Origin of the sequence: Marinobacter maroccanus (assembly GCF_002933275.1) — a bacterium.
GTDB classification, from domain to species: domain Bacteria; phylum Pseudomonadota; class Gammaproteobacteria; order Pseudomonadales; family Oleiphilaceae; genus Marinobacter; species Marinobacter maroccanus.
In genome coordinates, this window is sequence record NZ_PSSX01000006.1 from 153,639 (window position 1) to 176,248 (window position 22,610).

The 22,610-nt window shown below is 57.7% G+C and carries 22 protein-coding genes; 12 read left to right on the forward strand and 10 right to left on the reverse strand.

What is annotated here, in order from left to right:
- Positions 1–159: 159 nt before the first annotated feature.
- The 3 genes from KEHDKFFH_RS09415 (at position 160) to KEHDKFFH_RS09425 (ending at position 2,904) form a co-directional block, all read left to right on the forward strand.
- Positions 160–873 (forward strand): hypothetical protein, encoded by a 714-nt coding sequence (locus KEHDKFFH_RS09415; RefSeq protein WP_104321683.1) that lies wholly within the window; start codon positions 160–162, stop codon positions 871–873.
- 62 nt (positions 874–935) lie between these two features.
- The gene (locus KEHDKFFH_RS09420; RefSeq protein WP_104321684.1) at positions 936–1,829 is read left to right on the forward strand and encodes a hypothetical protein; all 894 of its coding nucleotides are present in this window, start codon (positions 936–938) and stop codon (positions 1,827–1,829) included.
- On the forward strand, positions 1,822–2,904 hold the full coding sequence (locus KEHDKFFH_RS09425; RefSeq protein ID WP_146084201.1) for a hypothetical protein: 1,083 nt from the start codon (positions 1,822–1,824) through the stop codon (positions 2,902–2,904). Before KEHDKFFH_RS09420 ends, KEHDKFFH_RS09425 begins: the two co-directional genes overlap by 8 nt.
- On the opposite strand, the gene KEHDKFFH_RS09430 is transcribed toward KEHDKFFH_RS09425, so the two are convergent.
- The 8 genes from KEHDKFFH_RS09430 to KEHDKFFH_RS09465 all read right to left on the reverse strand — a co-directional run bounded on the left by KEHDKFFH_RS09430 (position 2,905) and on the right by KEHDKFFH_RS09465 (position 10,924).
- Positions 2,905–3,516, reverse strand: a complete 612-nt coding sequence (locus KEHDKFFH_RS09430) for a hypothetical protein (RefSeq protein ID WP_104321686.1) — start codon at positions 3,514–3,516, stop codon at positions 2,905–2,907. It lies immediately after the preceding gene.
- A 143-nt stretch (positions 3,517–3,659) separates the two neighbouring features.
- Positions 3,660–4,406, reverse strand: a complete 747-nt coding sequence (locus KEHDKFFH_RS09435; protein ID WP_104321687.1) for an amino acid ABC transporter ATP-binding protein — start codon at positions 4,404–4,406, stop codon at positions 3,660–3,662.
- Between the two features lie 13 nt (positions 4,407–4,419).
- Positions 4,420–5,091, reverse strand: coding sequence for an amino acid ABC transporter permease (locus KEHDKFFH_RS09440; RefSeq protein WP_014578168.1), 672 nt, complete (start codon positions 5,089–5,091; stop codon positions 4,420–4,422).
- Between the two features lie 91 nt (positions 5,092–5,182).
- On the reverse strand, positions 5,183–5,941 hold the full coding sequence (locus KEHDKFFH_RS09445; protein WP_104321688.1) for a transporter substrate-binding domain-containing protein: 759 nt from the start codon (positions 5,939–5,941) through the stop codon (positions 5,183–5,185).
- 300 nt (positions 5,942–6,241) lie between these two features.
- Positions 6,242–7,111, reverse strand: coding sequence for a methylenetetrahydrofolate reductase [NAD(P)H] (gene metF, locus KEHDKFFH_RS09450; protein WP_104321689.1), 870 nt, complete (start codon positions 7,109–7,111; stop codon positions 6,242–6,244).
- A 12-nt stretch (positions 7,112–7,123) separates the two neighbouring features.
- Positions 7,124–8,518: an adenosylhomocysteinase gene (gene ahcY, locus KEHDKFFH_RS09455; RefSeq protein WP_104321690.1), complete on the reverse strand. Its 1,395-nt coding sequence runs from the start codon at positions 8,516–8,518 to the stop codon at positions 7,124–7,126.
- A 63-nt stretch (positions 8,519–8,581) separates the two neighbouring features.
- The gene (gene metK / locus KEHDKFFH_RS09460; RefSeq protein ID WP_053112926.1) at positions 8,582–9,772 is read right to left on the reverse strand and encodes a methionine adenosyltransferase; all 1,191 of its coding nucleotides are present in this window, start codon (positions 9,770–9,772) and stop codon (positions 8,582–8,584) included.
- Between the two features lie 150 nt (positions 9,773–9,922).
- The gene (locus KEHDKFFH_RS09465) at positions 9,923–10,924 is read right to left on the reverse strand and encodes a metalloregulator ArsR/SmtB family transcription factor (protein WP_104321691.1); all 1,002 of its coding nucleotides are present in this window, start codon (positions 10,922–10,924) and stop codon (positions 9,923–9,925) included.
- 236 nt (positions 10,925–11,160) lie between these two features.
- Between KEHDKFFH_RS09465 and tkt the strand changes: the two genes are divergently transcribed.
- The 4 genes from tkt to fba all read left to right on the forward strand — a co-directional run bounded on the left by tkt (position 11,161) and on the right by fba (position 16,624).
- Entirely contained in the window at positions 11,161–13,161 is a 2,001-nt protein-coding gene (gene tkt, locus KEHDKFFH_RS09470) for a transketolase (protein WP_104321692.1), read from the forward strand.
- A complete protein-coding gene (gene gap / locus KEHDKFFH_RS09475) occupies positions 13,161–14,195 on the forward strand; it encodes a type I glyceraldehyde-3-phosphate dehydrogenase (protein WP_104321693.1) in 1,035 nt (344 codons plus the stop codon). Before tkt ends, gap begins: the two co-directional genes overlap by 1 nt.
- A 149-nt stretch (positions 14,196–14,344) precedes the next feature.
- Positions 14,345–15,505, forward strand: coding sequence for a phosphoglycerate kinase (locus tag KEHDKFFH_RS09480; protein ID WP_104321694.1), 1,161 nt, complete (start codon positions 14,345–14,347; stop codon positions 15,503–15,505).
- Between the two features lie 54 nt (positions 15,506–15,559).
- Positions 15,560–16,624, forward strand: coding sequence for a class II fructose-bisphosphate aldolase (gene fba / locus KEHDKFFH_RS09485; RefSeq protein ID WP_104321695.1), 1,065 nt, complete (start codon positions 15,560–15,562; stop codon positions 16,622–16,624).
- Between the two features lie 2 nt (positions 16,625–16,626).
- Here fba and KEHDKFFH_RS09490 read toward each other — a convergent pair whose 3' ends face one another.
- On the reverse strand, positions 16,627–17,835 hold the full coding sequence (locus tag KEHDKFFH_RS09490) for an MFS transporter (RefSeq protein ID WP_241956474.1): 1,209 nt from the start codon (positions 17,833–17,835) through the stop codon (positions 16,627–16,629).
- Positions 17,836–18,060: 225 nt separating this feature from the next.
- Here KEHDKFFH_RS09490 and KEHDKFFH_RS09495 point away from each other — a divergent pair, with 225 nt between their 5' ends.
- Complete coding sequence (locus KEHDKFFH_RS09495) at positions 18,061–19,029, forward strand: DnaJ C-terminal domain-containing protein (protein WP_104321696.1); 969 nt, start codon at positions 18,061–18,063, stop codon at positions 19,027–19,029.
- A 13-nt stretch (positions 19,030–19,042) separates the two neighbouring features.
- The gene (locus KEHDKFFH_RS09500; protein WP_104321697.1) at positions 19,043–19,387 is read left to right on the forward strand and encodes a chaperone modulator CbpM; all 345 of its coding nucleotides are present in this window, start codon (positions 19,043–19,045) and stop codon (positions 19,385–19,387) included.
- A gap of 12 nt (positions 19,388–19,399) precedes the next feature.
- Here the strand turns inward: KEHDKFFH_RS09500 and KEHDKFFH_RS09505 are convergent, their stop codons facing one another.
- Entirely contained in the window at positions 19,400–19,573 is a 174-nt protein-coding gene (locus tag KEHDKFFH_RS09505; RefSeq protein WP_104321698.1) for a DUF6435 family protein, read from the reverse strand.
- A gap of 203 nt (positions 19,574–19,776) precedes the next feature.
- Between KEHDKFFH_RS09505 and KEHDKFFH_RS09510 the strand changes: the two genes are divergently transcribed.
- From KEHDKFFH_RS09510 to KEHDKFFH_RS09520, 3 genes are all read left to right on the forward strand, one after another.
- Positions 19,777–21,240 (forward strand): DUF5666 domain-containing protein, encoded by a 1,464-nt coding sequence (locus KEHDKFFH_RS09510; RefSeq protein ID WP_104321699.1) that lies wholly within the window; start codon positions 19,777–19,779, stop codon positions 21,238–21,240.
- Between the two features lie 82 nt (positions 21,241–21,322).
- Complete coding sequence (locus KEHDKFFH_RS09515; protein WP_104321700.1) at positions 21,323–22,171, forward strand: DUF6502 family protein; 849 nt, start codon at positions 21,323–21,325, stop codon at positions 22,169–22,171.
- A 5-nt stretch (positions 22,172–22,176) separates the two neighbouring features.
- Positions 22,177–22,578, forward strand: a complete 402-nt coding sequence (locus tag KEHDKFFH_RS09520) for a hypothetical protein (RefSeq protein ID WP_104321701.1) — start codon at positions 22,177–22,179, stop codon at positions 22,576–22,578.
- Positions 22,579–22,610: the final 32 nt, after the last annotated feature.

A 22,610-nucleotide genomic window follows, 5' to 3' on the forward strand; every position in this document is an offset into this window, starting at 1 on the left:
TTTGTTGCGGTTTGGCAGGAAGACCTCAAGTTGGCTTTGTTAGGTGAGCCCCTTCTGGTGGAGTTTCCCTGCTATAGTTAACAGCACACATCCGGATTGGGTCCTGATTTTTGCTGTGCAGGCCATCCGCTTTCACGGAATATGGCAAGGAAGCGGAACATGGACTATCGCGCGATTGTTCTGGTAATCAGTTTCTTGTGTGCTTTTGTCTCCCGGGTTTCTTTTGCCCAGGAAGCAGTTGCAGAGCTCAAAGGAAAAGACTTTCAGGAAGTGCTGACGGAAGAAGCGTCCGTTGGTGGCCGGGTTGTGGCCGGTGTTTTGTCTTCGAATGCCAGGGCCGCGCAGGCGCTGTCGCTGTTTTCATCACCGGCACGGGAGAGTGAAGATGTCTGTGTCCGGGTGATCTCCCGTGACGGACTGTACTGGTCCGAAAATACCTTCCGATGGCCGTCCGGTTCGAATGCCGACACGGTTCGCCTTCAAGACCTCTCCAAATATGACCTCAGCCGCTACGCCGAAACGGATCTTTCTGTCCTCGGATACGAGGGCGATTGCAGTGAGGCGCACAGTGGCCCGGTTCTGATCGCGGTCCGGGGGGATAACCCTCGACTGCCGGATTCTCTGGATATTTTTGTCAATTCCGGTCGGTCGGATACCTTTGCTGTGATCACCTCGCCGGATATCGCTGCCAGCACGATTGCATGTCACCTGATCAGGAAAGGGCGCCGAACCGGATACGACACCATTTGCACGGTACCCATTGCTAATACCGGGACCGGAAGTCTGGCCATCCGCATCATGCGCCGACGGTTTGATCGGATGATGCCACCGACGGATCTGGTTGTGCGTTTGCCGGAACGGATGGGTAGGTGACGCGTATGGGAGTCTGCAGTTCCGTAAGAAGGCGTTTTGGCAGATTCCGGTTCCTCTTTGTGATGAGCCTGGAGAGGCAGTCCCGAAAAGTGGCTTTGTTCTTCTCGGCGGGCCTGATCCTGATTTTTCTGGGCCTGTATCTGGATGGACGTGATCGCATATTCACTCTGGATGCGGTAACGGAAACGGCGTCTGTGGTCACCTCGGATGGCGCTTTTTCTGAGTGGCGTGTTGGCGGCGCTAACCTTCATAAAAGTCCGTTTGCGACAAAGGATAGCGCGATACTTCTGCCGGAGAGCGCCTACTTGTTAATTCACCAGGGTACCCGGGTGGATATTCAGCGCCACGGTATTCAGGACGTCAGGCTTACGCTTAGCAGAACTGAAAAATCGGTCGGCAGTATCGTCAGTCCGGATGACGTAGACAGGCTCTTGGGAAATTGGGCGTCGCTGACGGTGTCATCGGACGACCGGCCCTTCGTCTGGCCCTTTCGAGGCACACTTGTGGTCGGGGATGATGTGAGTAGTGGCGTCGACAGCGTTTTGCTTCAGGGAACCGTCAACGTGCTTGAAGAACAATTGGTCCGGGATACTCGCTACAGTGCGGGCACAAGTGAGCTGGATCGGGGGGACAAGGTGGGCTTCTGGAAGCAGCCCGAAGGGGAAAAACACGAGGAAGCGATTGTTGAGGGATTCTTCAGAATTGAGCCCACCAATCAGGAAAGGTTTACTGAGGCTCTGAACGCGATTCAGCTTGTTGCCCATGGTAGTGCCGATCACGTTAAAGTGGAAAGACTGGGCAGTTCCGGCTATCAGATAAGGGCCACAAACTGGGCTCGGTTCCTTTACGACCCGCTGTTATCGTTTTTCGCTGGTCTCGGAGCGCTGTTTTTTGCTGCGATAGAGATCTATTCCAATGTTCGTGAAATTCTCAGGGATGTGGCAAGCCGTGATTAGAACGACAGCTCTGCTCCTCGTCATTCTGTTGCAGGTTATTCGCACGGCAGAGGCGATGCCGCCTCAGGCCTTTGTGACAGCCGGTGAGAACGGACAGGCGGTGCTGATGAGCCGCCTGAATGAATGTTACGCCGTCACCCCCGCGCACGTGATCGGCGATGGCTTTTTCGCCACCCTGGTCGGTGGCAGCAGTGCCCGCCCCAGGGGGGAAGCAGACCTGTTGCAACGCTTTGGCTACGATCTCGCGGTGTTACGTGTGACAGGTGCCATCACGGATAACTGTGACTTTGATCTGGGAGGTTCGTTTTCCCTGGATCGGGCACTCTCAACGGCGGGAAGCGGCCAGATCGTATCAGTAAATTCCGATGGCAGTCTGAGCCGGAGAGAGGTTCGGGTTTCGGATGTGGGTCTTCTGTATCTGAGAGTCAGCCCGGTTGGACCTGAAAATCAACTGTTCAAAGGGCTCAGTGGCAGTCTACTCGCTCTGGATGAAACGCCCGCGGGAATTTTGATGTCGGTGGATCCGCAGACTGGTGAAGGCAAGGTACTGCGGTTTGATCGTTCCGTGGAAACCATCCGGCCATTTTTCGGCCTCAAAACTACTAGCGAGGTTGCGGAGTCCATGTCACCGGAGTCGGAGATAGCTAACCAGGGTAATCTGGCCGAAATCGTTGAGCGTTGGTCAAGCCCGGCAGTGTCTGCAGAATACAGGGTGTCTAATCTGGTTGACGGTGTTGACGCAGGCACTGTCTGGCTGGCCGAACCCGAAGGGTTTCCAATAGAGGTGGTTTTTGCCCTAAAAGGGGATCGGGTGCATGCGATTGATCGGGTGGTGCTGATTGGTAAGGGCGTCACGCCACCGGAGCGGCTGCCCCGGGACGTTGAGCTTCTGGTCAGTTCCCGGGAGAAAGGTGGCTGGATTCCCGTTTTTACAGGAACATATTTCAGCTCAGAAGGCGTCAGGGAACTGGCCTTTGCGCCAGTCCGTGCCCGAAAGGTAATGCTACGAATCTACTCTCACTGGGGTGATGAGACCGGCGTCGGGCTTGCCGGCCTGGTGATTCCCGTCAGGTAATTACTGTAGCCGTGCTGTGGCATTGTAGGTTCCTTCGAAAGCGCCGCTACAGCGAAGTTCTCCAATCAGATTTGCACTGTCGCCAAGGTTAAAGTAGCCCTGACAATAACGAGACTGGAATTCGAGGCCTGTCCCACTTATCTGCCCGTCATATTTGGTGGGCGGATAATCGCCACCAGAGAAGGTGAATCGGCCGGTGTCCTCGTGAAACTCGCCTAGTTTAAAGCTGTAGGAGTTCGCTAACTTTTGCAGAGTGCCTTTTTCGCCTTCTGTTTCCGTTTCGCCGGCTGTTAGTTTGAACGGAAGAACGGTGACGTCTCTGAATTTTCCTTTCAGAGCCAGTGCTCTCATCGCGTCATCGGCGCTATTGAAGCCAATGCCATAGGCCACTTCCTTCATGGCAAGGTCGTCGGATTTCAGCATGACATCCAGAGCTGCGAGTCGGGTACTCTGATCGGGATCATTTAGCAGTGCCCGGAACTGATTGATCCGTTCCTTCCGCGCGTTGATTTCTTTTAAAAGCTCTTCGGCAGATTGAGCCAGGGTGCCAGTGGACAGGGTGAATAAAATCAGTGACGGCAGCAGGTAATGACGGGGTCTGGACCAGCGCATAGACACCTCCATTTGACTATTTATCGCTCATGTAAGAATAGTCGCTGGAGGGAGTCTGTCCAATTCTTGATAAATAAGGCTTTGGGCGATTGGAGCGGGTAAAAGCAGCCCCCGCAAGCGGAGGCTTTCGACGCTGGCTTGGCTCAGTGTGCAAGAACCCGTGAAAGAAACGCCTGGGTGCGCTCGTTCTGCGGGTTGTCGAACACATCGTCCGGTTTACCCTGTTCCACAATCTGGCCTTCGTGAATGTAGATCACGCGGTCGGCCACTTCCCGGGCGAAGCCCATTTCGTGCGTCACGACCATCATGGTCATGCCTTCCTTGGCCAGTTCCCGCATAACATCCAGCACTTCACCGATCATTTCCGGATCAAGGGCTGAGGTTGGCTCGTCGAACAGCATCAGGCGCGGTTCCATGGCCAGGGCCCGGGCGATCGCGACCCTCTGTTGCTGGCCGCCGGACAGCTGGCTGGGGTATTTGTCAGCCTGGTTTCCTATGCCCACACGGTTGAGCAACCGCTCGGCGGTGGCGTTGGCAACGGTTTCCGGGGCATCCTTCACCTTCTGGGGCGCCAGCATGATGTTCCTCTTCACCGTGAGGTGAGGGAACAGGTTGAACTGCTGAAATACCATCCCGACTTCCTTGCGGATTTCAGCCAGAGCTTTCGGGTTGCCGCTCTTGGGCGCGAGCTGCTGGCCGTCCACTTCCAGTGTTCCGGATTCATATTCTTCAAGGCCGTTCACACAGCGAATCAGGGTGGATTTGCCGGAGCCACTGGCGCCGATAATAACCACCACTTCGCCCTGTTCAACAGTAAGGTCGATATCTTTAAGGACATGCAGTTTCCCGAAGTACTTGTTCATGCCCTTCATTTTTACAATCTGAGTCATGGGTAACGTTCCTTCAGACAGAAGCCAGTCCGCGCCGCTCAACGAAGCGGAGAATGATTGACAGGGACAGGGTGATGGCCAGGTAGAGGATTGCCACCACAAAATACACCTCAAATGCGGTAAAGGTGTTGGCGATGTAGATCTGACCCTGGCGGACCAGCTCACCAACGCCAATCACCGAGAACAGCGACGTGTCCTTGATGCTGACAATGGCCTGGTTACCCAGCGGTGGAATCATCCGGCGGAACGCCTGCGGCCAGACAACCGACCAGAAGGTCTGGGTGCGGGAAAGGCCAAGGGAAAGCCCGGCTTCGGTCTGGCCCTTGTCGATGGACTGTACGCCACCGCGGACCACCTCGGATATATAGGCGCCGGAGTTCAGGGCGATGGCCGCGATGCCGGCCGTCAAAGGATCAATGGGACCACCGATCAGGTCGGGGAGGCCGTAGAAGATAAAGAGGACCTGAACCAGAATCGGAGTGCCACGAAAGATTTCGATGTAGGCGGTTGCCGGCCACCGCAGGAACCACTTCTTGTTGATGCTCAGCAGGCCAAAGAAAATGCCCAGAGCAAAACCGATAAGAAGACCGCCGAAGGAAATCAGCAGGGTGTAGGGAATCCCCTTTATCAGAAAAGGGATAGAGTCGATGGCTGCCTGCCAGTCGAACTGAAACTGGAATTCCACAGTGAGAGTCTCCGCAGAGTTTTGGAGTCACGAATTGCCGGGGCAGTGATGCCCCGGCACAGGGAATCAGACCGCTTGGGTCCGGAAGCCCTTACATGCCCTCAGGCATGGGGCCAAACCACTTTTCGTAGATGGTCTTATAGGTACCATCTTCCTTCATCGCGGCGAGGGCGTCGTTAACGTCATCAACCCACTCACTGCCATTCCTGAGGGCGATACCATACTGCTGGCCTTCATACAGCGGACCAACGGTTTTCACCTTGCCTTCACCCTTGGTGCGGGCGAAGTAGCCCACGTTCGGCGCATCGTAGAAGACAGCATCAATGGAGCGGGACATCAGCGCCATGTACATGTCTGAGCTGCCAGGGTAAGGGGTTACGCCGTCATCGGCTTCCAGGTTCTTGACCAGGTAGTCGTAACTGGTGCTACCGATCTTGGTGCCGATTTTCTTGCCTTCGAGGTCGTCGAATTCGCTGACATCGCCGTTGCTCTCGCGAACAAGAATGCGCAGACCTGAATCGTAGTACGGATCTGAGAAGTCGACGATTTGCTCACGCTCCTCAGTAATGGTGATGCCGGCGATGGCAATGTCCACGTTACCGGTTTGCAGGGCAGGGATGATGCCGTTGAAATCCATGGTGTTGAGGTCAATCTCGAAACCGGCACGGTCGGCCACCTCGCGGATGATCTCCATATCGAAACCGATCATCTCACCGGTTTCCTGGTCCATCATTTCAAACGGAACGAAACTGGGGTCGGTGACGACGCGCAGGGTTTCTGCACTGACGGTTCCTGCGGCAACGGTGAGTGCCAGGCTGGCGCTTAGGGTCTTCAGCCACTTCGTGCTCATACATTCTCCTTTTCTTTCTTATGAGGCTCCATTTGCCCGGTAAGGCAAGCCGGACCAATCACTGCTGTTGACTGCGATCTCCGGGGAGCGTTGATGGAACTGCATCACATACACTTTAGACTATTACGCAGATGAGCACAGGAAATCAAATGCTTGGCGGGGAGGCGGCGGCCGGGAGGGCTGTTGGATTACGGTCCTACGGACCTAATCCAACCTACGATGATGGCAGATTGAAAGGGGCTGGTAAGAACCGTAGGTCGGATTAGGCCCGAAGGGCCGTAATCCGACACCAGTACTACATCAGAAAGCAATCTTCTCCCGCTCACTGATGCCCAGGTTCTTCCAGATGCTGATACTGGGCTCTACCTGGTTCAGGGTATAGAAATGCAAGCCTGGAGCACCGGCCTTCAACAGCTTCTCACACATCTCGGTGACCACTTCCTCACCGAACTTGCGGATGGAATCCGTGTCGTCGCCGTAGGCTTCGAGCTGCTTGCGAATCCAGCGGGGAATTTCCGCGCCGCACATGTCCGAGAAACGAACCAGGTTGGAGAAATTGACGATGGGCATGATGCCCGGCACAACCGGGATGGTAACGCCCATTTTCTCCAGCCGGTCGATGAAGTAGAAGTAGCTGTCTGCGTTGAAGAAGTACTGGGTAATGGCGCTGTTGGCACCGGCCTGAACCTTGCGGGCAAAGTTCTTCAGATCTTCTTCGGCATTGCGGGCCTGAGGATGAAACTCAGGGTACGCCGCCACTTCCAGGTTGAAGGTGTCGCCGCTGTGCTCACGGATAAACTCCACCAGCTCGTTGGCGTAGCGCAGCTCACCGGCGGCACCCATACCGGAGGGCATGTCGCCCCGCAGGGCGACAATCCGGTTGATTCCGTGCTCCCGGTACAGATCCAGAAGCTCCCCGATTTCCTGGCGGGTGCCGCCGACGCAGGAAAGATGAGGTGCCGTGGAAATGCCCTGGCTATGCAGGTTGAGCACGGTCTCGATGGTGCGGTCCCGGGTGGAACCACCGGCGCCGAAGGTGACGGAGAAAAAGTCCGGATTCACCTCGGCCAGCTGGTTGCGCACGTTCTGCAGCTTTTCCTTGCCCTGGTCGGTCTTGGGCGGGAAAAACTCAAAGCTGAAACGGCGCTTGAACTGTTTCTGGGATTGCATCTGTTTACCCGATCAGTACTTGTAGCTTTCTGGCTTGTACGGGCCTTCGACCGGTACACCGATGTATTTCGCCTGCTCCGGAGTCATCTTGGTGATCACGCCACCAAAGCCTTCCACCATGGCCCGGGCCACTTCCTCGTCCAGGTGCTTGGGCAGAACCTGAACATATACGCCTTTCTCGCGGGCATCTTCCGGCAGGTCGGCGAACTTGCGCTCGAACAGGTACATCTGAGCCAGAACCTGGTTGGCAAAGGAACCATCCATGATCCGTGACGGGTGACCGGTAGCGTTACCCAGGTTAACCAGGCGGCCTTCGGACAGCAGAATCAGGTGGTCGTTGGTGGCCTTGTCGCGGTAAACCACGTGCACCTGCGGTTTCACCTCGTCCCATTCCCAGTTCTTGCGCATGTAGGCGGTATCGATCTCGTTGTCGAAGTGGCCGATATTGCACACCACGGCACCGCTCTTCAGCGCCTTGAGCATGTGCGCGTCGCACACGTTCATGTTGCCTGTGGTGGTGACCAGCAGATCGGTGTTCTGCAGCAGGTCGCGGTTCACGGCAGCCTCGGTACCGGTGTTCACTCCGTCAATGTACGGAGACACTACTTCAAAACCGTCCATGCACGCCTGCATGGCGCAGATCGGATCGGCCTCGGTCACTTTTACAATCATGCCTTCCTGACGCAGCGAGGCGGCAGAGCCCTTGCCCACGTCGCCGTAACCAATCACCAGCGCTTTCTTGCCGGAAAGCAGGTGGTCGGTAGCGCGCTTGATAGCGTCGTTCAGGCTGTGGCGACAACCATACTTGTTGTCGTTCTTGGACTTGGTGACTGCGTCGTTAACGTTGATCGCCGGCACCTTCAGGGTGCCTTCGCGCAGCATTTCCTGCAGACGATGCACACCCGTGGTCGTCTCTTCGGTGACACCGTGGCAGTTGGCCAGAATCTCCGGATATTTTTCATGGAGCAGGGCGGTCAGGTCGCCGCCGTCATCCAGGATCATGTTCGGTTCCCAGCCATCCACGTCGGCACCGACGGTACGCTCGAGGCACCAGTCGTACTCTTCGTCGGTCTCGCCTTTCCAGGCAAACACGGGAATGCCCTGAGCTGCGATGGCGGCAGCGGCCTGATCCTGGGTAGAGAAGATGTTGCACGATGACCAGCGAACATTGGCGCCCAGTTCCACCAGGGTCTCAATCAGCACGGCAGTCTGGATGGTCATGTGGATACAGCCCATGATGTTGGCGCCTTTCAGCGGCTGCTCGGCTTTGTATTTCTCGCGGAGCTTTATCAGGGCAGGCATTTCGCCTTCAGCGATGTTGATTTCCTTTCGGCCCCAGCCGGCCAGGGAAATATCGCGAACTTTGTAGTCGTCAAAGCTGTTCAGTTTTTCTGCGGGAGTGCTCATGGTGTTCTCCTGTCAGTCAGTTTGGCTTGGGCGTATGCCTGATGACATACGCCCGAAATCGGTTTAGATACCAGCAGCATCCTTGAGAGCCGCGGCGCGATCGGTCTTCTCCCACGGGAAGGCGGTAAAGGTCTTGCCGCCGACCGTCATTTCATAGGGATCGCGGCCGAAGTGTCCGTAGGCTGCGGTCGCCCGGTACATCGGGTGCAGCAGATCGAGCATGTTGGTAATCGCGTAGGGCCGCAGGTCGAAGTTGTCGCGCACCAGTTCAATGATCTTGTCGTCGCTGATCTTGCCGGTGCCGAAAGTGTTCAGGGAGATCGACGTCGGCTGCGCCACACCGATGGCGTAGGACACCTGGATCTCACACTTGTCAGCCAGTCCGGCGGCGACGATGTTCTTGGCAACGTAGCGGCCGGCGTAGGCGGCGGAGCGGTCAACCTTGGATGGATCCTTGCCGGAGAAAGCACCGCCACCGTGGCGTGCCATGCCGCCGTAGGTGTCTACGATTATCTTGCGGCCGGTCAGGCCACAGTCGCCAACGGGCCCACCGATCACGAACTTGCCGGTCGGGTTGATGTGGAACTGGGTGTCCTTGTGCAGCAGCTCGGCTGGCAGGGCGTGCTTGACGATCAGTTCCATCACCGCTTCTTTCAGGTCTTCCTGGGTCACGTCCTCATCGTGCTGGGTAGACAGAACCACCGCGTCGATACCAGCAACCCGGCCGTTTTCGTAGCGGCAGGTCACCTGGCTCTTGGCGTCCGGGCGCAGCCAAGGCAGCAGGCCGCTCTTGCGGGCTTCGGCCTGGCGCTGAACCAGACGATGAGAGAAGGTGATCGGCGCCGGCATCAGCACATCGGTTTCGTTGCTGGCGTAGCCGAACATGAGGCCCTGGTCGCCGGCACCCTGGTCTTCCGGCTTCTGGCGGTCAACGCCCTGGGCGATATCGACGGACTGCTTGCCAATGATGTTGATGATGCCGCAGGTGTCGCCGTCATAACCCACTTTCGAGGAGGTGTAGCCGATGTCCTTGATCACGCCGCGCACCAGGTCTTCCAGATCGACCCAGGCACTGGTGGTGATCTCACCGCCAACGATGGCCACACCGGTTTTTACCATGGTTTCGCAGGCAACCCGGGCATGCGGGTCGTCGGTCAGGATGGCATCCAGCACGGCATCAGAGATCTGGTCTGCCAGTTTGTCCGGATGGCCTTCAGAGACCGATTCGGAAGTGAAGATGTTGTAGTCAGCCATAACACATGCTCCTCTTGTGAGCGATTCAAATTCAGTCCGGTAAGCGACTTTCTTAAAGCGCTTTCCGGTATCCGGTTTGGTGGTCTGTGTAAGGATACGTAAAACTACGTATCCGTATATCAAAATTTGTTGATATTGCGATTCAGGTCGTCAAATCTGGCCGCTGTGTTTCCAGAATTCGCGTACCTGGATCTGAAAACCGTTGCGCAAGCCGATAAACAGCTGTTCTCCGGCAACCAGGCCGGCGTCCGCTGCCCAGGTGGTGAGCTCTTCCGGTTCAAAACCCAGCCAGAGATCACCGCAGTTTGCCTTTGCCCAGTCCTGGTCGTGGCTGCACAGATCGCTGATGACGAAGCAGCCGCCGTTGTTCATCAGCGCCGCGGCATCCAGGAAGATGTCGGCGGGGCTGGGTACGTGGTGCAGAACCATGTTGGCAACCACCAGGTCAAACGCATCGCCCCGGGCCAGCAGGGTGTCGGTAACGCCCTCAATCAGGTCGATGTTGTTCAGCCGTTCATCAATACAGGTACGGGTTGCCTTGGCCAGCATGTCACGGCTGTTATCCAGGGCGACCACATGCCCACAATGCTCGGCCAGCACTGGCAGGAAGGCGCCTTCGCCGGGGCCGATTTCCAGAGCCGCCTGCCACCGGTGTTTGCGGGACCGCTTGCGGATCATTTCCGCCACTGGCTCTGCATAAAGATCAAAGGCAGCGATCAGCTCCTGCTGCTCCCGGAACTGCTCGGCATGGCGAGCAAAGAAGGCCTGGGACTGATCCGCACGCTGGGTGCGGATGGCTTCGATTCGTTCCTGCAGATGCGGCGGTAGAGGCACCCGGTCTACCGCTTCAAATATCTGCCGAATGGTCTGGTCGGTAGGCTTGTCGCTGTCCAGGTGCAGCGGGCGACGATAGAAAATCGCATTGCCCTCACGCTGGGGCTCAAGCAGACCGGCCTTGTTCATCACTTTCAGATGATGGCTCATGCCAGACTGGCGCATATCAAATAGCTGGCTGAGCTCCAGTACCCCGAAGGTATCCCTTCTCAGCACGCGCAAAATCTCCAGACGCAACGGATCCCCGCTTGCTTTGAAGATCGGGGCCAGTGCCTCCACGGAGGACAGGTTATCGGCGTGTGCGTTCATGGATGTCATGGGAGCGAAGTGTAGGGTGCTTCGAGTGGCCAATCAATAGGCATATCAAAAAATTTTGATATAGAGTTATCATTCTTTGAAATCAGGCCCTTTCGGAAATCCACAGGCAAACAATCGTGAAACAGGCGCATGCTGATTTGCCCCGGCACACACTAATCGGCGAAAATACGCGCCTCATTTTGATCGCCCTTTAATCACTACGAATTCTTTTCCTGCAAAACACTGGAGAAACGTCAATGCCGTCTCGTAAAGATCTCGCCAACGCCATTCGCGCGCTGAGCATGGATGCGGTTCAGAAAGCCAAGTCCGGCCACCCGGGTGCGCCCATGGGTATGGCGGATATCGCCGAGGTTCTGTGGAACGATTACCTGAGCCACAACCCGGCCAACCCTCAGTGGGCCAACCGTGACCGCTTCGTGCTGTCCAACGGTCACGGCTCCATGCTGCAGTATTCCCTGCTGCACCTGAGCGGTTACGACGTTTCCATCGACGACATCAAGAATTTCCGTCAGCTGCACTCCAAGACCCCGGGCCATCCCGAATATGGCTACACCCCGGGCATTGAAACCACCACCGGCCCGCTGGGCCAGGGCATTGCCAACGCTGTTGGTTTCGCCATTGCCGAAAAGTCCCTGACGGCGCAGTTCAATCGTCCGGGCCACGAGATTGTTGACCATTACACCTACGCGTTTTTGGGCGATGGCTGCCTGATGGAAGGCATCTCCCACGAAGTGGCATCTCTTGCCGGTACTCTGGGTCTGGGCAAGCTGGTCATGTTCTATGACGACAACGGCATTTCCATTGACGGTGAAGTGGACGGCTGGTTTACCGACAACACCCCGCAGCGTTTCGAGTCCTACGGTTGGCAGGTGATTCCGGCCGTAGATGGCCACGATTCTGATGCCGTCCGCGCTGCCATCGAGGCGGCCCGCGCCAATACCGACCAGCCGACTCTGATCTGCTGCAAGACCATCATCGGCTTTGGCTCCCCGAACAAGCAGGGCAAGGAAAGCTGTCACGGCGCCCCCCTGGGTGACGACGAAATCACCTTGACCCGCGAGCAGTTGGGTTGGCAGCACGGACCGTTCGAAATCCCGGCCGACATTGCCAGTGCCTGGAATGCCCGTGAAAAAGGTGCCGCTGCCCAGTCCGAGTGGGAGCAGAAGTTTGCTGCCTACGAGAAGGCTGAGCCGGAGCTGGCCGCGGAATTCAAACGCCGCATGGCCGGTGACCTGCCTGCCGATTTCGCCGAGAAGGCCCATGCGTACATCCAGGAATGCCAGGACAAAGGCGAGACCGTGGCTTCCCGCAAAGCCTCCCAGAACACCCTGAACGCCTACGGCCCGTTGCTGCCGGAACTGATGGGCGGCTCCGCCGACCTGGCCGGTTCCAACCTGACTATCTGGTCCGACACCAAGGGTCTGACCAAAGAAGACGCAAGCGGCAACTACATCTACTATGGTGTTCGCGAGTTCGGCATGGCCGCCATCATGAACGGTATCGCCCTGCACGGCGGTTTCGTACCCTACGGCGCGACTTTCCTGATCTTCATGGAATACTGCCGCAACGCCGTGCGCATGGCCGCACTGATGAAGCAGCGTTCCATCTTCGTGTTCACCCACGATTCCATTGGCCTGGGCGAAGACGGCCCGACACACCAGCCGATCGAGCAGATGGCCAGCCTGCGCACCACGCCCAACATGAGCATGTGGCGCCCCGCTGACACCGTTGAATCTGCAGTGGCCTGGAAAGCAGCCCTTGAGCGCACCGATGGTCCGACAGCCATGGTGTTCTCCCGTCAGGGCCTGCCGGCCCAGCCCCGCGATGCCCAGCAGCTCTCGGATGTGGCCAAGGGCGCCTACATCCTGTCCGACAGCGAAGGCACACCGGACCTGATCCTGATCGCCACCGGCTCCGAAGTGGCCCTGGCCCAGGACGCTGCCGGCACCCTGCGTGAGCAAGGCAAGAAAGTGCGCGTGGTCTCCATGCCGTCCACCGATGTATTCGATGCCCAGAGCGCCGAGTACAAGCAGCAGGTTCTGCCGCTGGACGTGACCAATCGCATCGCCATCGAAGCCGGCATTGCCGACTATTGGTACAAGTACGTTGGCCTGGATGGTCGCATCATTGGCATGACCACCTTTGGTGAGTCCGCCCCTGCGGGCGAGCTGTTCAAGGAATTCGGCTTCACCGTCGACAACGTCCTGGAAGTGGCTGCCGAGCTGCTGGACGCCTGATGACGGACTCTGCGCCTTTTCGTGTCGCCATCAACGGGTACGGCCGAATCGGCCAGTGCGTGTTGCGTGCGCTCTATGAAAACGGCTTCCGCGACCACCTGCAGGTGGTCGCTATTAATGAGCTGTCGGACATTGACACCATTGCCCACCTGACCCGATACGATTCCACCCATGGCCGGTTCCAGGGTGACATTTCGGTATCGGGCCAGGATCTGATGGTCAATGGCGATGCCATCCGGGTTTTGCGCCATGCTGAGCCGGCAGATCTGCCATGGGGCCTGCTGGACGTGGATCTGGTGCTGGAGTGCTCTGGCGCCTTCTCCGATCGGGCCACAGCGCAAAAACACATTGATGCCGGTGCCAAGCGTTTGCTGTTCTCTCAGCCGGCGGAATCCGACGTGGACCGCACTGTGGTCTATGGCGTCAACCACGCCGACCTCACAGCAGAAGACGCCATTGTTGCCGCGGCCTCCTGCACGACCAACTGCCTGGTGCCGGTGATCAAGGTGCTGGACGAAGCGTTTGGTGTGGAGCAGGGCAGCACCACAACGATCCACGCCGCCATGAACGACCAGCCGGTGATCGACGCCTACCACCACCAGGACCTGCGCCGAACCCGCAGTGCCCTGCACAACATCGTTCCGGTGGAAACTGGCCTCGCCAAAGGTATCGAACGCCTGTTGCCGAATATGGAAGGCCGATTCAGCTCGGTGGCCATGCGGGTGCCGACCATGAACGTCTCGGCCATTGATATGGTAGTGAATGTGGCCAAGGCCACCGACGTGACAGCGGTGAACAACCTGTTAAAAGAGGCCGCCTACGGCCCGTTGAAGAGCATACTCGGCTATACCGACGAACTGCTGGCCAGCTCCGATTTTAACCACGACGCCCATTCCGGCGTAGTGGACGGCGGCCAGACCCGGGTAACCGGGGGCACCATGGTGAAAGTGCTGTGCTGGTTCGATAATGAGTGGGGGTTCGCGAACCGGATGCTCGACGTCAGCCGTAGCTGGCTGACGAAACACAGAACCTGATTGTCGGTTATCGCTGCACTCGAACCGACCTACCGTAGGTCGGATTGAACGCAGTGAAAATCCGACAGTTGGCTGGAAAAGATTGAAAACGGGGTCAGATGAACGCTTTCATCTGACCCCATGTTCATGCAGATATAGGGAAGATTGTTATGGCCATCAAGAAAATGACCGACCTCAACCTCGCCGGCAAGCGAGTGCTGATCCGCGAAGACCTGAACGTGCCGGTCAAGGACGGCAAAGTCTCCAGCGACGCCCGCATCCGCGCGTCACTGCCTACCATCAAGGCCGCTAAAGACGCCGGCGCCAAAGTCATGCTGATGTCCCACCTGGGCCGCCCGGAAGAAGGCGTGTACGACGAAGCTTCCTCCATGAAGCCCGTTGCCGACCACCTGACCAAAGTGCTGGGCCAGGAAGTTCGCCTGATCAAGGACTATCTGGATGGCGTTGAAGTGGCCAATGGCGAAGTCGTCCTGTTCGAAAACGTACGCTTCAACATAGGCGAAAAGAAAGACAATGAAGACCTCGCGAAAAAGTACGCGGCCCTCTGCGACGTCTATGTGATGGACGCCTTCGGCACCGCCCACCGCGCCCAGGCCTCCACCCACGGCGTAGCCAAATTCACCCCCGAAGCCTGCGCCGGCCCGCTGCTAGCGGCCGAACTCGATGCCTTGGGCAAAGCCCTGGATAACCCGGCCAAACCGGTGGTGGCCATTGTTGGTGGCTCCAAAGTCTCCACCAAACTGGACGTGCTCAACGCCCTGGAGAAGGTTTGCGACTCCATCATCGTGGGCGGCGGCATCGCCAACACCTTCCTGGCCGCTGCTGGTCACCCGGTCGGCAAATCCCTGTGCGAACACGACCTGATCGACACCGCCAAAGAAATCGCCAGCCGCGTTGAAATCCCGCTGCCGGTCGACGTGGTTGTTGCCAGCGAATTCGCAGAAACCGCCACCGCAACCACCAAGAATATCGCCGACGTCAGCGACGACGACATGATCCTCGACGTAGGTCCGGAAACCGCCGGCAAGTTTGCCGACGTACTGAAGAACGCCAAAACCATCCTCTGGAACGGCCCGGTTGGCGTTTTCGAATTCGACCAGTTCGGCAACGGCACCAAGGCTCTGGCTGAAGCCATCGCCGAAAGCGACGCCTTCTCCCTCGCCGGCGGTGGTGACACCGTCGCCGCCGTTGACAAGTACGGCGTTGCTGACAAAATCTCCTACATCTCTACCGGTGGTGGTGCCTTCCTCGAGTTCGTCGAAGGCAAAACGCTCCCGGCAGTAGCGGTACTGGAAGAACGCGGCGCGTAACGAGTCACTGAAAGAATCCAACTATCCCCAAAGTCCAAACGAAGGAGACGACCCATGGCCCTGATTTCGATGCGGCAAATGCTGGATCACGCCGCCGAGCATGGTTACGGTGTGCCAGCCTTTAACGTCAACAACCTGGAACAGATGCGCGCCATCATGGAAGCCGCCGACAAAACCGACTCCCCGGTGATTGTCCAGGCCTCCGCCGGTGCCCGTAAATACGCCGGCGCCCCCTTCCTGCGCCACCTGATCCTGGCGGCCATCGAAGAATTCCCGCACATCCCGGTGGTTATGCACCAGGATCATGGCACCAGCCCCTCCGTGTGCCAGCGCTCCATCCAGCTGGGCTTCAGCTCCGTGATGATGGACGGCTCCCTCGGTGAAGATGGTAAAACCCCCACCGACTACGAATACAACGTCGACGTTACCCGTCGCACCGTTGAAATGGCCCACGCCTGTGGTGTTTCCGTAGAAGGTGAGCTGGGCTGCCTGGGTTCCCTGGAAACCGGCCAGGCCGGTGAAGAAGACGGCATCGGTGCCGAAGGCACCCTGGACCACAGCCAGATGCTGACCGACCCGGAGGAAGCGGCGGACTTCGTCAAGAAAACCCATGTGGACGCCCTGGCCATCGCCATCGGCACCAGCCACGGCGCCTACAAGTTTACCCGTCCGCCCACCGGCGACATCCTGGCCATCGACCAGATCAAAGCCATCCACGCCCGCATCCCGGACACCCATCTGGTTATGCACGGCTCCAGCTCCGTACCCCAGGAGTGGCTGAAGATCATCAACGAATACGGTGGTGAGATCCCCGAAACTTACGGCGTACCGGTTGAAGAAATCGTTGAGGGCATCAAGCACGGCGTGCGCAAGGTCAACATCGACACCGACCTGCGTCTGGCCAGCACCGGCGCTGTCCGTCGTTTCCTGGCTGAAAACCCGGCCGAGTTCGACCCGCGCAAATTCCTGAAGGAAACCATGAAGGCCATGACCGAAGTGTGCATTGCACGTTACGAAGCCTTCGGTTGTGCCGGCAACGCCAGCAAGATCAATCCGGTTAACCTTGAGCGCATGTTCGAGCGCTACGCCTCTGGCGAGCTCGACCCCAAGGTCAAGTAAGCTTAAGAGACTGGAACCTGATTGGCCTCCGCATTGCGGGGGCCTTTTTGCTTATGGCGCCAGGCTGCAAGGAAAATAAGCAGCCCGAGGGTTGCTGTAGTAGCCCCGACGTAGCCCGTCGATGACCAGCCGAAACCGGCTGTGATTGCCATGCCCGCCAGCCACGGCCCGAGGGCGTTGGCGACATTGAAGGCGGCATGGTGCGAAGCCGCCGCCAGGTTCTGTGCGCCATGGGCTACATCCATCAGATGGGTCTGAAGTGCCGGGCCCAACGCGCCCATCATGGCTACCAGGAAACAGGCAACCAGCAATACCGGGAGGTTGCCGGTGGTGGAAGGAAAGGCCAGCAGGATGCAGGCGCTCAGCAAAAGAATTACGCCGACTGCCCGAAATCCCAACCGATCGAACAACCAGCCACCGAGCAGATTGCCGGTAAAGCCGCCCAGCCCGAACACTGCCAGGGCCAGGGGAATCCAGTACTCCTCAACCTTTGTTACTTCCAGCAGCGTGGGCGCCAGGTAGCTGAACACGGCGAACATACCGGAAAAGCCGATGGCGCCGATGGCCAGGGCGAACCAGATACCGGCCCGGTTGAAAGCCCGGATTTCGCTGAACGAACCCTTCCGTTGTTCCTGCGGATCCACCGGCAGCACCGAGATCACCATGGTCAGTGTGATCACGGAAATCAGGCCCACGAACATATACACGTAACGCCAGTCCAGCGACTGCCCCATCCAGGCCGCCATGGGGTTGCCCAGCAGCAGCGCCAGAGTCAGACCCATCATGACGCGGCTGACCGCTTTCGCCCGTTGATGGACCGGTACCAGGGACGCCGCCACCAGGCAGGCTACGCCGAAATACGCCCCATGAGGGAGGCCGGCCACGAATCGTGCAATCATGACCCCCGTGTAGTCATCCGCCAGCGCGCTCGCCAGATTACCCACTGCGTAGAAAGCCATCAGCCAGATCAGCAACTGGCGCCTGAAAAAGCGGGCGCCGATCACTGCCAGCAGCGGCGCGCCCACCACAACCCCCAACGCGTAGGCGCTGATCAGGTGTCCCACCTGTGGTTCGGTAACACCGAGATCCTGCGACACATTGGGCATCAGGCCCATGATGGCGAACTCCCCGGTACCGATGGCAAAGCCACCCAGGGCCAATGCGAATTCGATCAGGAAAATCCGGAGTCGTGTGGCTGGTTCGCTGCTCAAAAAGCACTCCCTGAAGCCGGTTGAAAGAGTAAAACCGGCAATTGTCACCTTTCCCGGAACAAGATGCCATACGAATTACCACAGTCGGCACGGCCACAAGTGCCACCGGGTTTGATCTATCGCAACTGGGCATCACCGGGTGCTTGTATTTTCGCTGCCAGCGTCAAATATAGGTATCAGAGATCAATAATTGATCATGCCTGATGATCAGTAACGAGGAGTGCCATGGACTTCAAAGACTATTACGCCGTACTCGGTGTCAGTGAGTCTGCCTCCGCCGAGGAGATTAAAAAGGCTTACCGAAAGCTGGCACGGAAATACCATCCGGATGTCAGCAAGGAAGAGGACGCCGACACCCGATTCAAAGAGGTTGGTGAAGCCTACGAAGTACTGAAAGATCCCGAGAAGCGAGCGGAATACGACCAGCTGCGCAAATACGGCGCGAAGGCGGATGGCTCCTTCGAGCCGCCTCCGGGCTGGCAAAGCGGGGCCGGTTTCGGTGGCGGGGGTTACACCGAGGCCGACGCCCGCCAGTTCAGCGATTTCTTCGAGGAGATCTTCGGTGGTGGCCGCCGGGGCGGTTTTTCCGATGGCTTCGGTGGTGGTTTCCGCCAGAACATGAAACTGCGTGGTGAGGACGTGCACGCCAGGATTGCGCTGTTCCTGGAAGAAGCGTTTCACGGCTGTGAAAAACAGGTGTCTTTCGCGGTCCACGAGGCCGATGAGCATGGCCGGGTAATTCCCCGGCAAAAGACCCTGAAAGTGAAGATCCCGGCCGGCATGCGCGAAGGCCAGCACATCCGCCTCAAAGGCCAGGGCGCGCCAGGTGTAGGCGGTGGTGAGCCGGGAGATCTGTTCATCGAGGTGGAGTTTGCGCCGCATCCACACTTTGCTGTGGAAGGTCGGGATGTTCTGGTAACTGTGCCGATAGCGCCCTGGGAAGCGGCCCTGGGTGCAACGGTGACCATACCGACCGTAGGCTCAAAGGTGAATGTAAAAGTGCCGAAGGGCTCCACCAGTGGCCGGAAGCTTCGGCTCAAGGGCAAGGGCTTCCCGGGCAAACATCCGGGCGATCAGATTGTCATTCTGCAGATCGCCATGCCCGAAAAACACAGCCCGGAAGCCGAGAAGCTCTTCGAGCAACTGGCAGAGGCAGAGAAGAACTTCAATCCACGCAGCAAGCTTCACGTTTAAGCGGGAGAAAGGTATGAGCAAGCAGGATCATATTCTGACGGTAGAGGTGCTCGACCAGGATGGAAGCACCTTCACCCTGCGTGAGATCTGCGAGCGTGGCGAGTGCCATGCCGAGTTCGTGATCAAGCTGGTGGACTACGGGATTATTGCCCCGCTTGAGGACTCACCAGAGGCCCGGCAATGGGAGTTCGATATCGCAGCCCTGAGCCGATTGCGCAAGGCTCAGAGATTACAAAGGGACCTGAAAATGAACCTGCCCGGCCTCGCCATGTCACTCGAGTTGCTCGACGAGGTGGAGGAAATGCGTCGGGAAGTGACCCGTCTCAATCAGCGCATCCGGCAATTGATGGGGGAGTAGACCCTCCCCCGCTTATTTCTTCTCTTCCAGCGCCTGAATCTCGGCGTAGATCTTTTCCGCCTCCTCCATGAGGGTTCCGTGAGTTCTCAGATCGCCATTGCGCTGGGCATCCAGTGCCTTGGCGAGCTTCGCCTCGTATTCCTTCTGCAGTTTTTTCTTCGGATCGCCCTTCAAAAATCCCAGCATAGTAATGAACCTGTTTTGGCTGACTGTTCAGAGATTTACGTTTTCCGCTCCATAAAGTTCACAAAATTTTCATGATCAAAAACTGGACAGCTTCAAAAAATGGGATTAAATTCCCAAATACAAATTGGGAAAAATATCCCAATTAATGATCGGGTGGAAAACGTTGTCGCCCGCCGATGCAATAACAAGCCTGGAGAAGAACGATGAATCGCAAACCTTTAGCAATTGCAGTGAAGTTGGCCATGACCGGGGCTCTGGCCGGTGCCCTTGCCGCTTGTGGTGGCGGTGGCTCCGGAGACACTGCCACTAGTGGCACCTCATCGGGTACCAGTGTTGGGGCGGTATCCGGCTTCGGCAGTGTTTACGTTAACGGCACTCGCTTTGAAACCAATGGTAGCGTTAGCAGTGACGATGGCCTGGAACGCGAAGATCAGCTCGAAAAAGGCATGATCCTCAAGGTTGAGGGCGACTGGGATGACCGTGGCGAAGGCCGGGCCGACAGGGTCAGTTACGACGATACCCTGCGCGGACCGATTTCCGATATGAGCTGGGACGATGTAACCCGCACCGGAAGCCTCACGATGCTGGGCCAGAGCATCTCATTGGACGGCAAAACGGTCTTTCGTGGCGTGACTCCAACGACCTTGGCTGGTAACCCCCAGGGATATCGGGTAAGGGTCAGCGCCTGGCGCCTTGAAGATGGCAGCTTCCGGGCCAGCTTTGTCGGCGCCCGTGCCATCGGCCTGGATTTCGATGACGACAACGAGGTGGAAATTGAAGGCGTTGTCGCCAATCTGGATACAAGCGCCGAGACCTTCACCATCAATGGTTTCCTGATCGATTACACCAGCGCCGTCGGTGATGACGACTTCTCCCTGGATGACCTGGCAGACGGAATCGTGGTGGAAGTGGAAGGCTACCTGAACGGCAATACCCTCATGGCCGAGGAAATCGACGATGAGGATGACCTGTTCGACGATGATGACGACGTCGAAATCTCCGGAAGCGTCTACGACTACGATGCTGTCAGCCGTCAGTTCTCGGTGAATGGGGTCAGAGTCCAGATTAACGGTGGCACCGAGTTCGACGATCTCCGTGAAAGCAGCCTGGCCGATGGCCTGTTTGTGAAAGTGGAAGGGGATTACCGCAACGGCGTCCTGGTGGCTGAAGAGATTGAGGGCCGGGAGTCCGACGCCGAACTGGATGGCCGTATCGAATCCATTAATCTGGCCAACGAATCCATGGTCGTCAGTGGCGTTCGGGTTCAGCTAACCAGCAATACCCTGATTGATGACGACGACGATGATGACGATGACCGTCGCAGTCGTGTCCAGGATATCCAGAGCCTGCAGGTGGGTGACTATCTCGAGATTGAAGGCCGCCAGCGCAGCCGCGAGGGCGGATTTCTCGAAGCCCTCAGCATTGAGCGTGAGGATGACGACGACGATGACGATTTCGAACTCGAGGCACGGGTGAGTGCAATCGGAGCTGATTCCATCACCATCATGAACCTTGAGGTGCTCCGCAATGGCTACAGCCTGTCCGGGGCCCAGGTTGGTGACGAAGTGGAAATCGAGTATCGCCGAACCAGCGGTGGCCAATATGAGCTGACCGACGATGTCGAAGTCGACGATGATAATGACGACAATAACGACGATGATGATTGATCATTGAATTGCCGGTGCGGGCCGGACTGTTGCCGGCCCGCATCCTGGCTTTCGAAGTCGCTATGGGAATACAATCCCAAACATGAAAAAGTCCAACCCCCTGCATCAAGCGCTGTTTCGCATTCTGCGCCCTCTGGCGAGGTTGCTCTTGCGAAACGGCATTCCCTTCGGGGAGTTCTCCGAGCTGGTGAAACGTGCCTACGTGGAAGCCGCCCTGGAGGACTTTACCGACGGCCGGCGAAAGCCCACGGACTCACGGGCTGCGGTTATGACCGGGCTGACCCGCAAGGAAGTGAAGCGCCAACGGGAGATCCTGGCAGGGGAAGATACTGGGCACCGCGATGTACTTCATACCAACCGGGCGTCCCGGGTGGTATCAGGCTGGGTCCACGATGCGGTCTTCCAGGCCAAAGACGGAGAGCCAGCCATGCTGTCATTCGATGGGCCGGGGAGTTTCAGCGAACTGGTCAAGCGATACAGCGGCGATATGCCGCCCCGCGCCGTGCTGGACGAGCTGCTTCGGGTAGGCGTGGTGTCGGTAGACGGTGAATCGGGCCGACTGATACTGCAGCAAAGGGCCTATGTTCCGGCCGGAGACAGTGAGGAAATGCTCCAGATATTCGGCGAGGACGTATCAGATCTCATAGCGACCATTGATCATAATCTGGTCAGTGACGAGTCCGGACAGCCACCGCTGTTCCAGAGAACCCTGACCTACAACAACATTCCTCCGGAAGTGATGGAGCGCTGGCGCAGGCACGCAGCCGCCCAGTCCCAGGCACTGCTGGAACAGCTGGACAAGTGGCTCGGCCCCCATGATCGCGATATATCGGGGCAGAAGTCTGGCAGTGAGTCCGGGGATCCGGTCCGCACCGGCGTGAGCATCTTCTTCTTTGAAGAGCCTGCCGGGAAAGAGCCGAAAGGAGATTGAGTGCCATGAGTCTCACGAGGCAGCCGAACATTATTTGTCGCTGGGAGCCAACGGAGCTTGCAAGCACCATACTGTCCCCATCGTCCCGGCAGGTGATTCGTTCCTGGATCAGCTTCAACGAATTCCTCGATGAGCATCATGACCCTGTCATGCTGTTGATGGACAATCACGCGACGAATTCTTTCCGCAATCTGGTGCAAGTGACCAATCCCGATTTTGCCCCCACGGTAGTTCTGAATGAATTGCTCCGTAAGGGTGTGGTCGAACCCCTGGATAGCGGCTACCTGATGCTGAGGCGAAGTGTCTATGCGCCTTCGCAGCCCCGGCTTCCAGGCGATTCCCGAGTTGACCAGGTTTTTGAATCCGAGGACGAGATTCCGCGCAGGCGCTTTAACGATGCTGTCTAACATATACCGGCCAGGAATGCCGGAAAGGGAGA

Bases quoted from the DNA above. Each gene is read 5' to 3' on its own strand.
- KEHDKFFH_RS09415 (WP_104321683.1), top strand. From the start codon at position 160: ATGGACTATCGCGCGATTGTTCTGGTAATCAGTTTCTTGTGTGCTTTT.
- KEHDKFFH_RS09420 (WP_104321684.1), top strand. From the start codon at position 936: ATGAGCCTGGAGAGGCAGTCCCGAAAAGTGGCTTTGTTCTTCTCGGCG.
- KEHDKFFH_RS09430 (WP_104321686.1), bottom strand. From the start codon at position 3,516: ATGCGCTGGTCCAGACCCCGTCATTACCTGCTGCCGTCACTGATTTTA.
- KEHDKFFH_RS09435 (WP_104321687.1), bottom strand. From the start codon at position 4,406: ATGACTCAGATTGTAAAAATGAAGGGCATGAACAAGTACTTCGGGAAA.
- KEHDKFFH_RS09445 (WP_104321688.1), bottom strand. From the start codon at position 5,941: ATGAGCACGAAGTGGCTGAAGACCCTAAGCGCCAGCCTGGCACTCACC.
- metF (WP_104321689.1), bottom strand. From the start codon at position 7,111: ATGCAATCCCAGAAACAGTTCAAGCGCCGTTTCAGCTTTGAGTTTTTC.
- ahcY (WP_104321690.1), bottom strand. From the start codon at position 8,518: ATGAGCACTCCCGCAGAAAAACTGAACAGCTTTGACGACTACAAAGTT.
- metK (WP_053112926.1), bottom strand. From the start codon at position 9,772: ATGGCTGACTACAACATCTTCACTTCCGAATCGGTCTCTGAAGGCCAT.
- KEHDKFFH_RS09465 (WP_104321691.1), bottom strand. From the start codon at position 10,924: ATGACATCCATGAACGCACACGCCGATAACCTGTCCTCCGTGGAGGCA.
- tkt (WP_104321692.1), top strand. From the start codon at position 11,161: ATGCCGTCTCGTAAAGATCTCGCCAACGCCATTCGCGCGCTGAGCATG.
- gap (WP_104321693.1), top strand. From the start codon at position 13,161: ATGACGGACTCTGCGCCTTTTCGTGTCGCCATCAACGGGTACGGCCGA.
- KEHDKFFH_RS09480 (WP_104321694.1), top strand. From the start codon at position 14,345: ATGGCCATCAAGAAAATGACCGACCTCAACCTCGCCGGCAAGCGAGTG.
- fba (WP_104321695.1), top strand. From the start codon at position 15,560: ATGGCCCTGATTTCGATGCGGCAAATGCTGGATCACGCCGCCGAGCAT.
- KEHDKFFH_RS09495 (WP_104321696.1), top strand. From the start codon at position 18,061: ATGGACTTCAAAGACTATTACGCCGTACTCGGTGTCAGTGAGTCTGCC.
- KEHDKFFH_RS09500 (WP_104321697.1), top strand. From the start codon at position 19,043: ATGAGCAAGCAGGATCATATTCTGACGGTAGAGGTGCTCGACCAGGAT.
- KEHDKFFH_RS09505 (WP_104321698.1), bottom strand. From the start codon at position 19,573: ATGCTGGGATTTTTGAAGGGCGATCCGAAGAAAAAACTGCAGAAGGAA.
- KEHDKFFH_RS09510 (WP_104321699.1), top strand. From the start codon at position 19,777: ATGAATCGCAAACCTTTAGCAATTGCAGTGAAGTTGGCCATGACCGGG.
- KEHDKFFH_RS09515 (WP_104321700.1), top strand. From the start codon at position 21,323: ATGAAAAAGTCCAACCCCCTGCATCAAGCGCTGTTTCGCATTCTGCGC.
- KEHDKFFH_RS09520 (WP_104321701.1), top strand. From the start codon at position 22,177: ATGAGTCTCACGAGGCAGCCGAACATTATTTGTCGCTGGGAGCCAACG.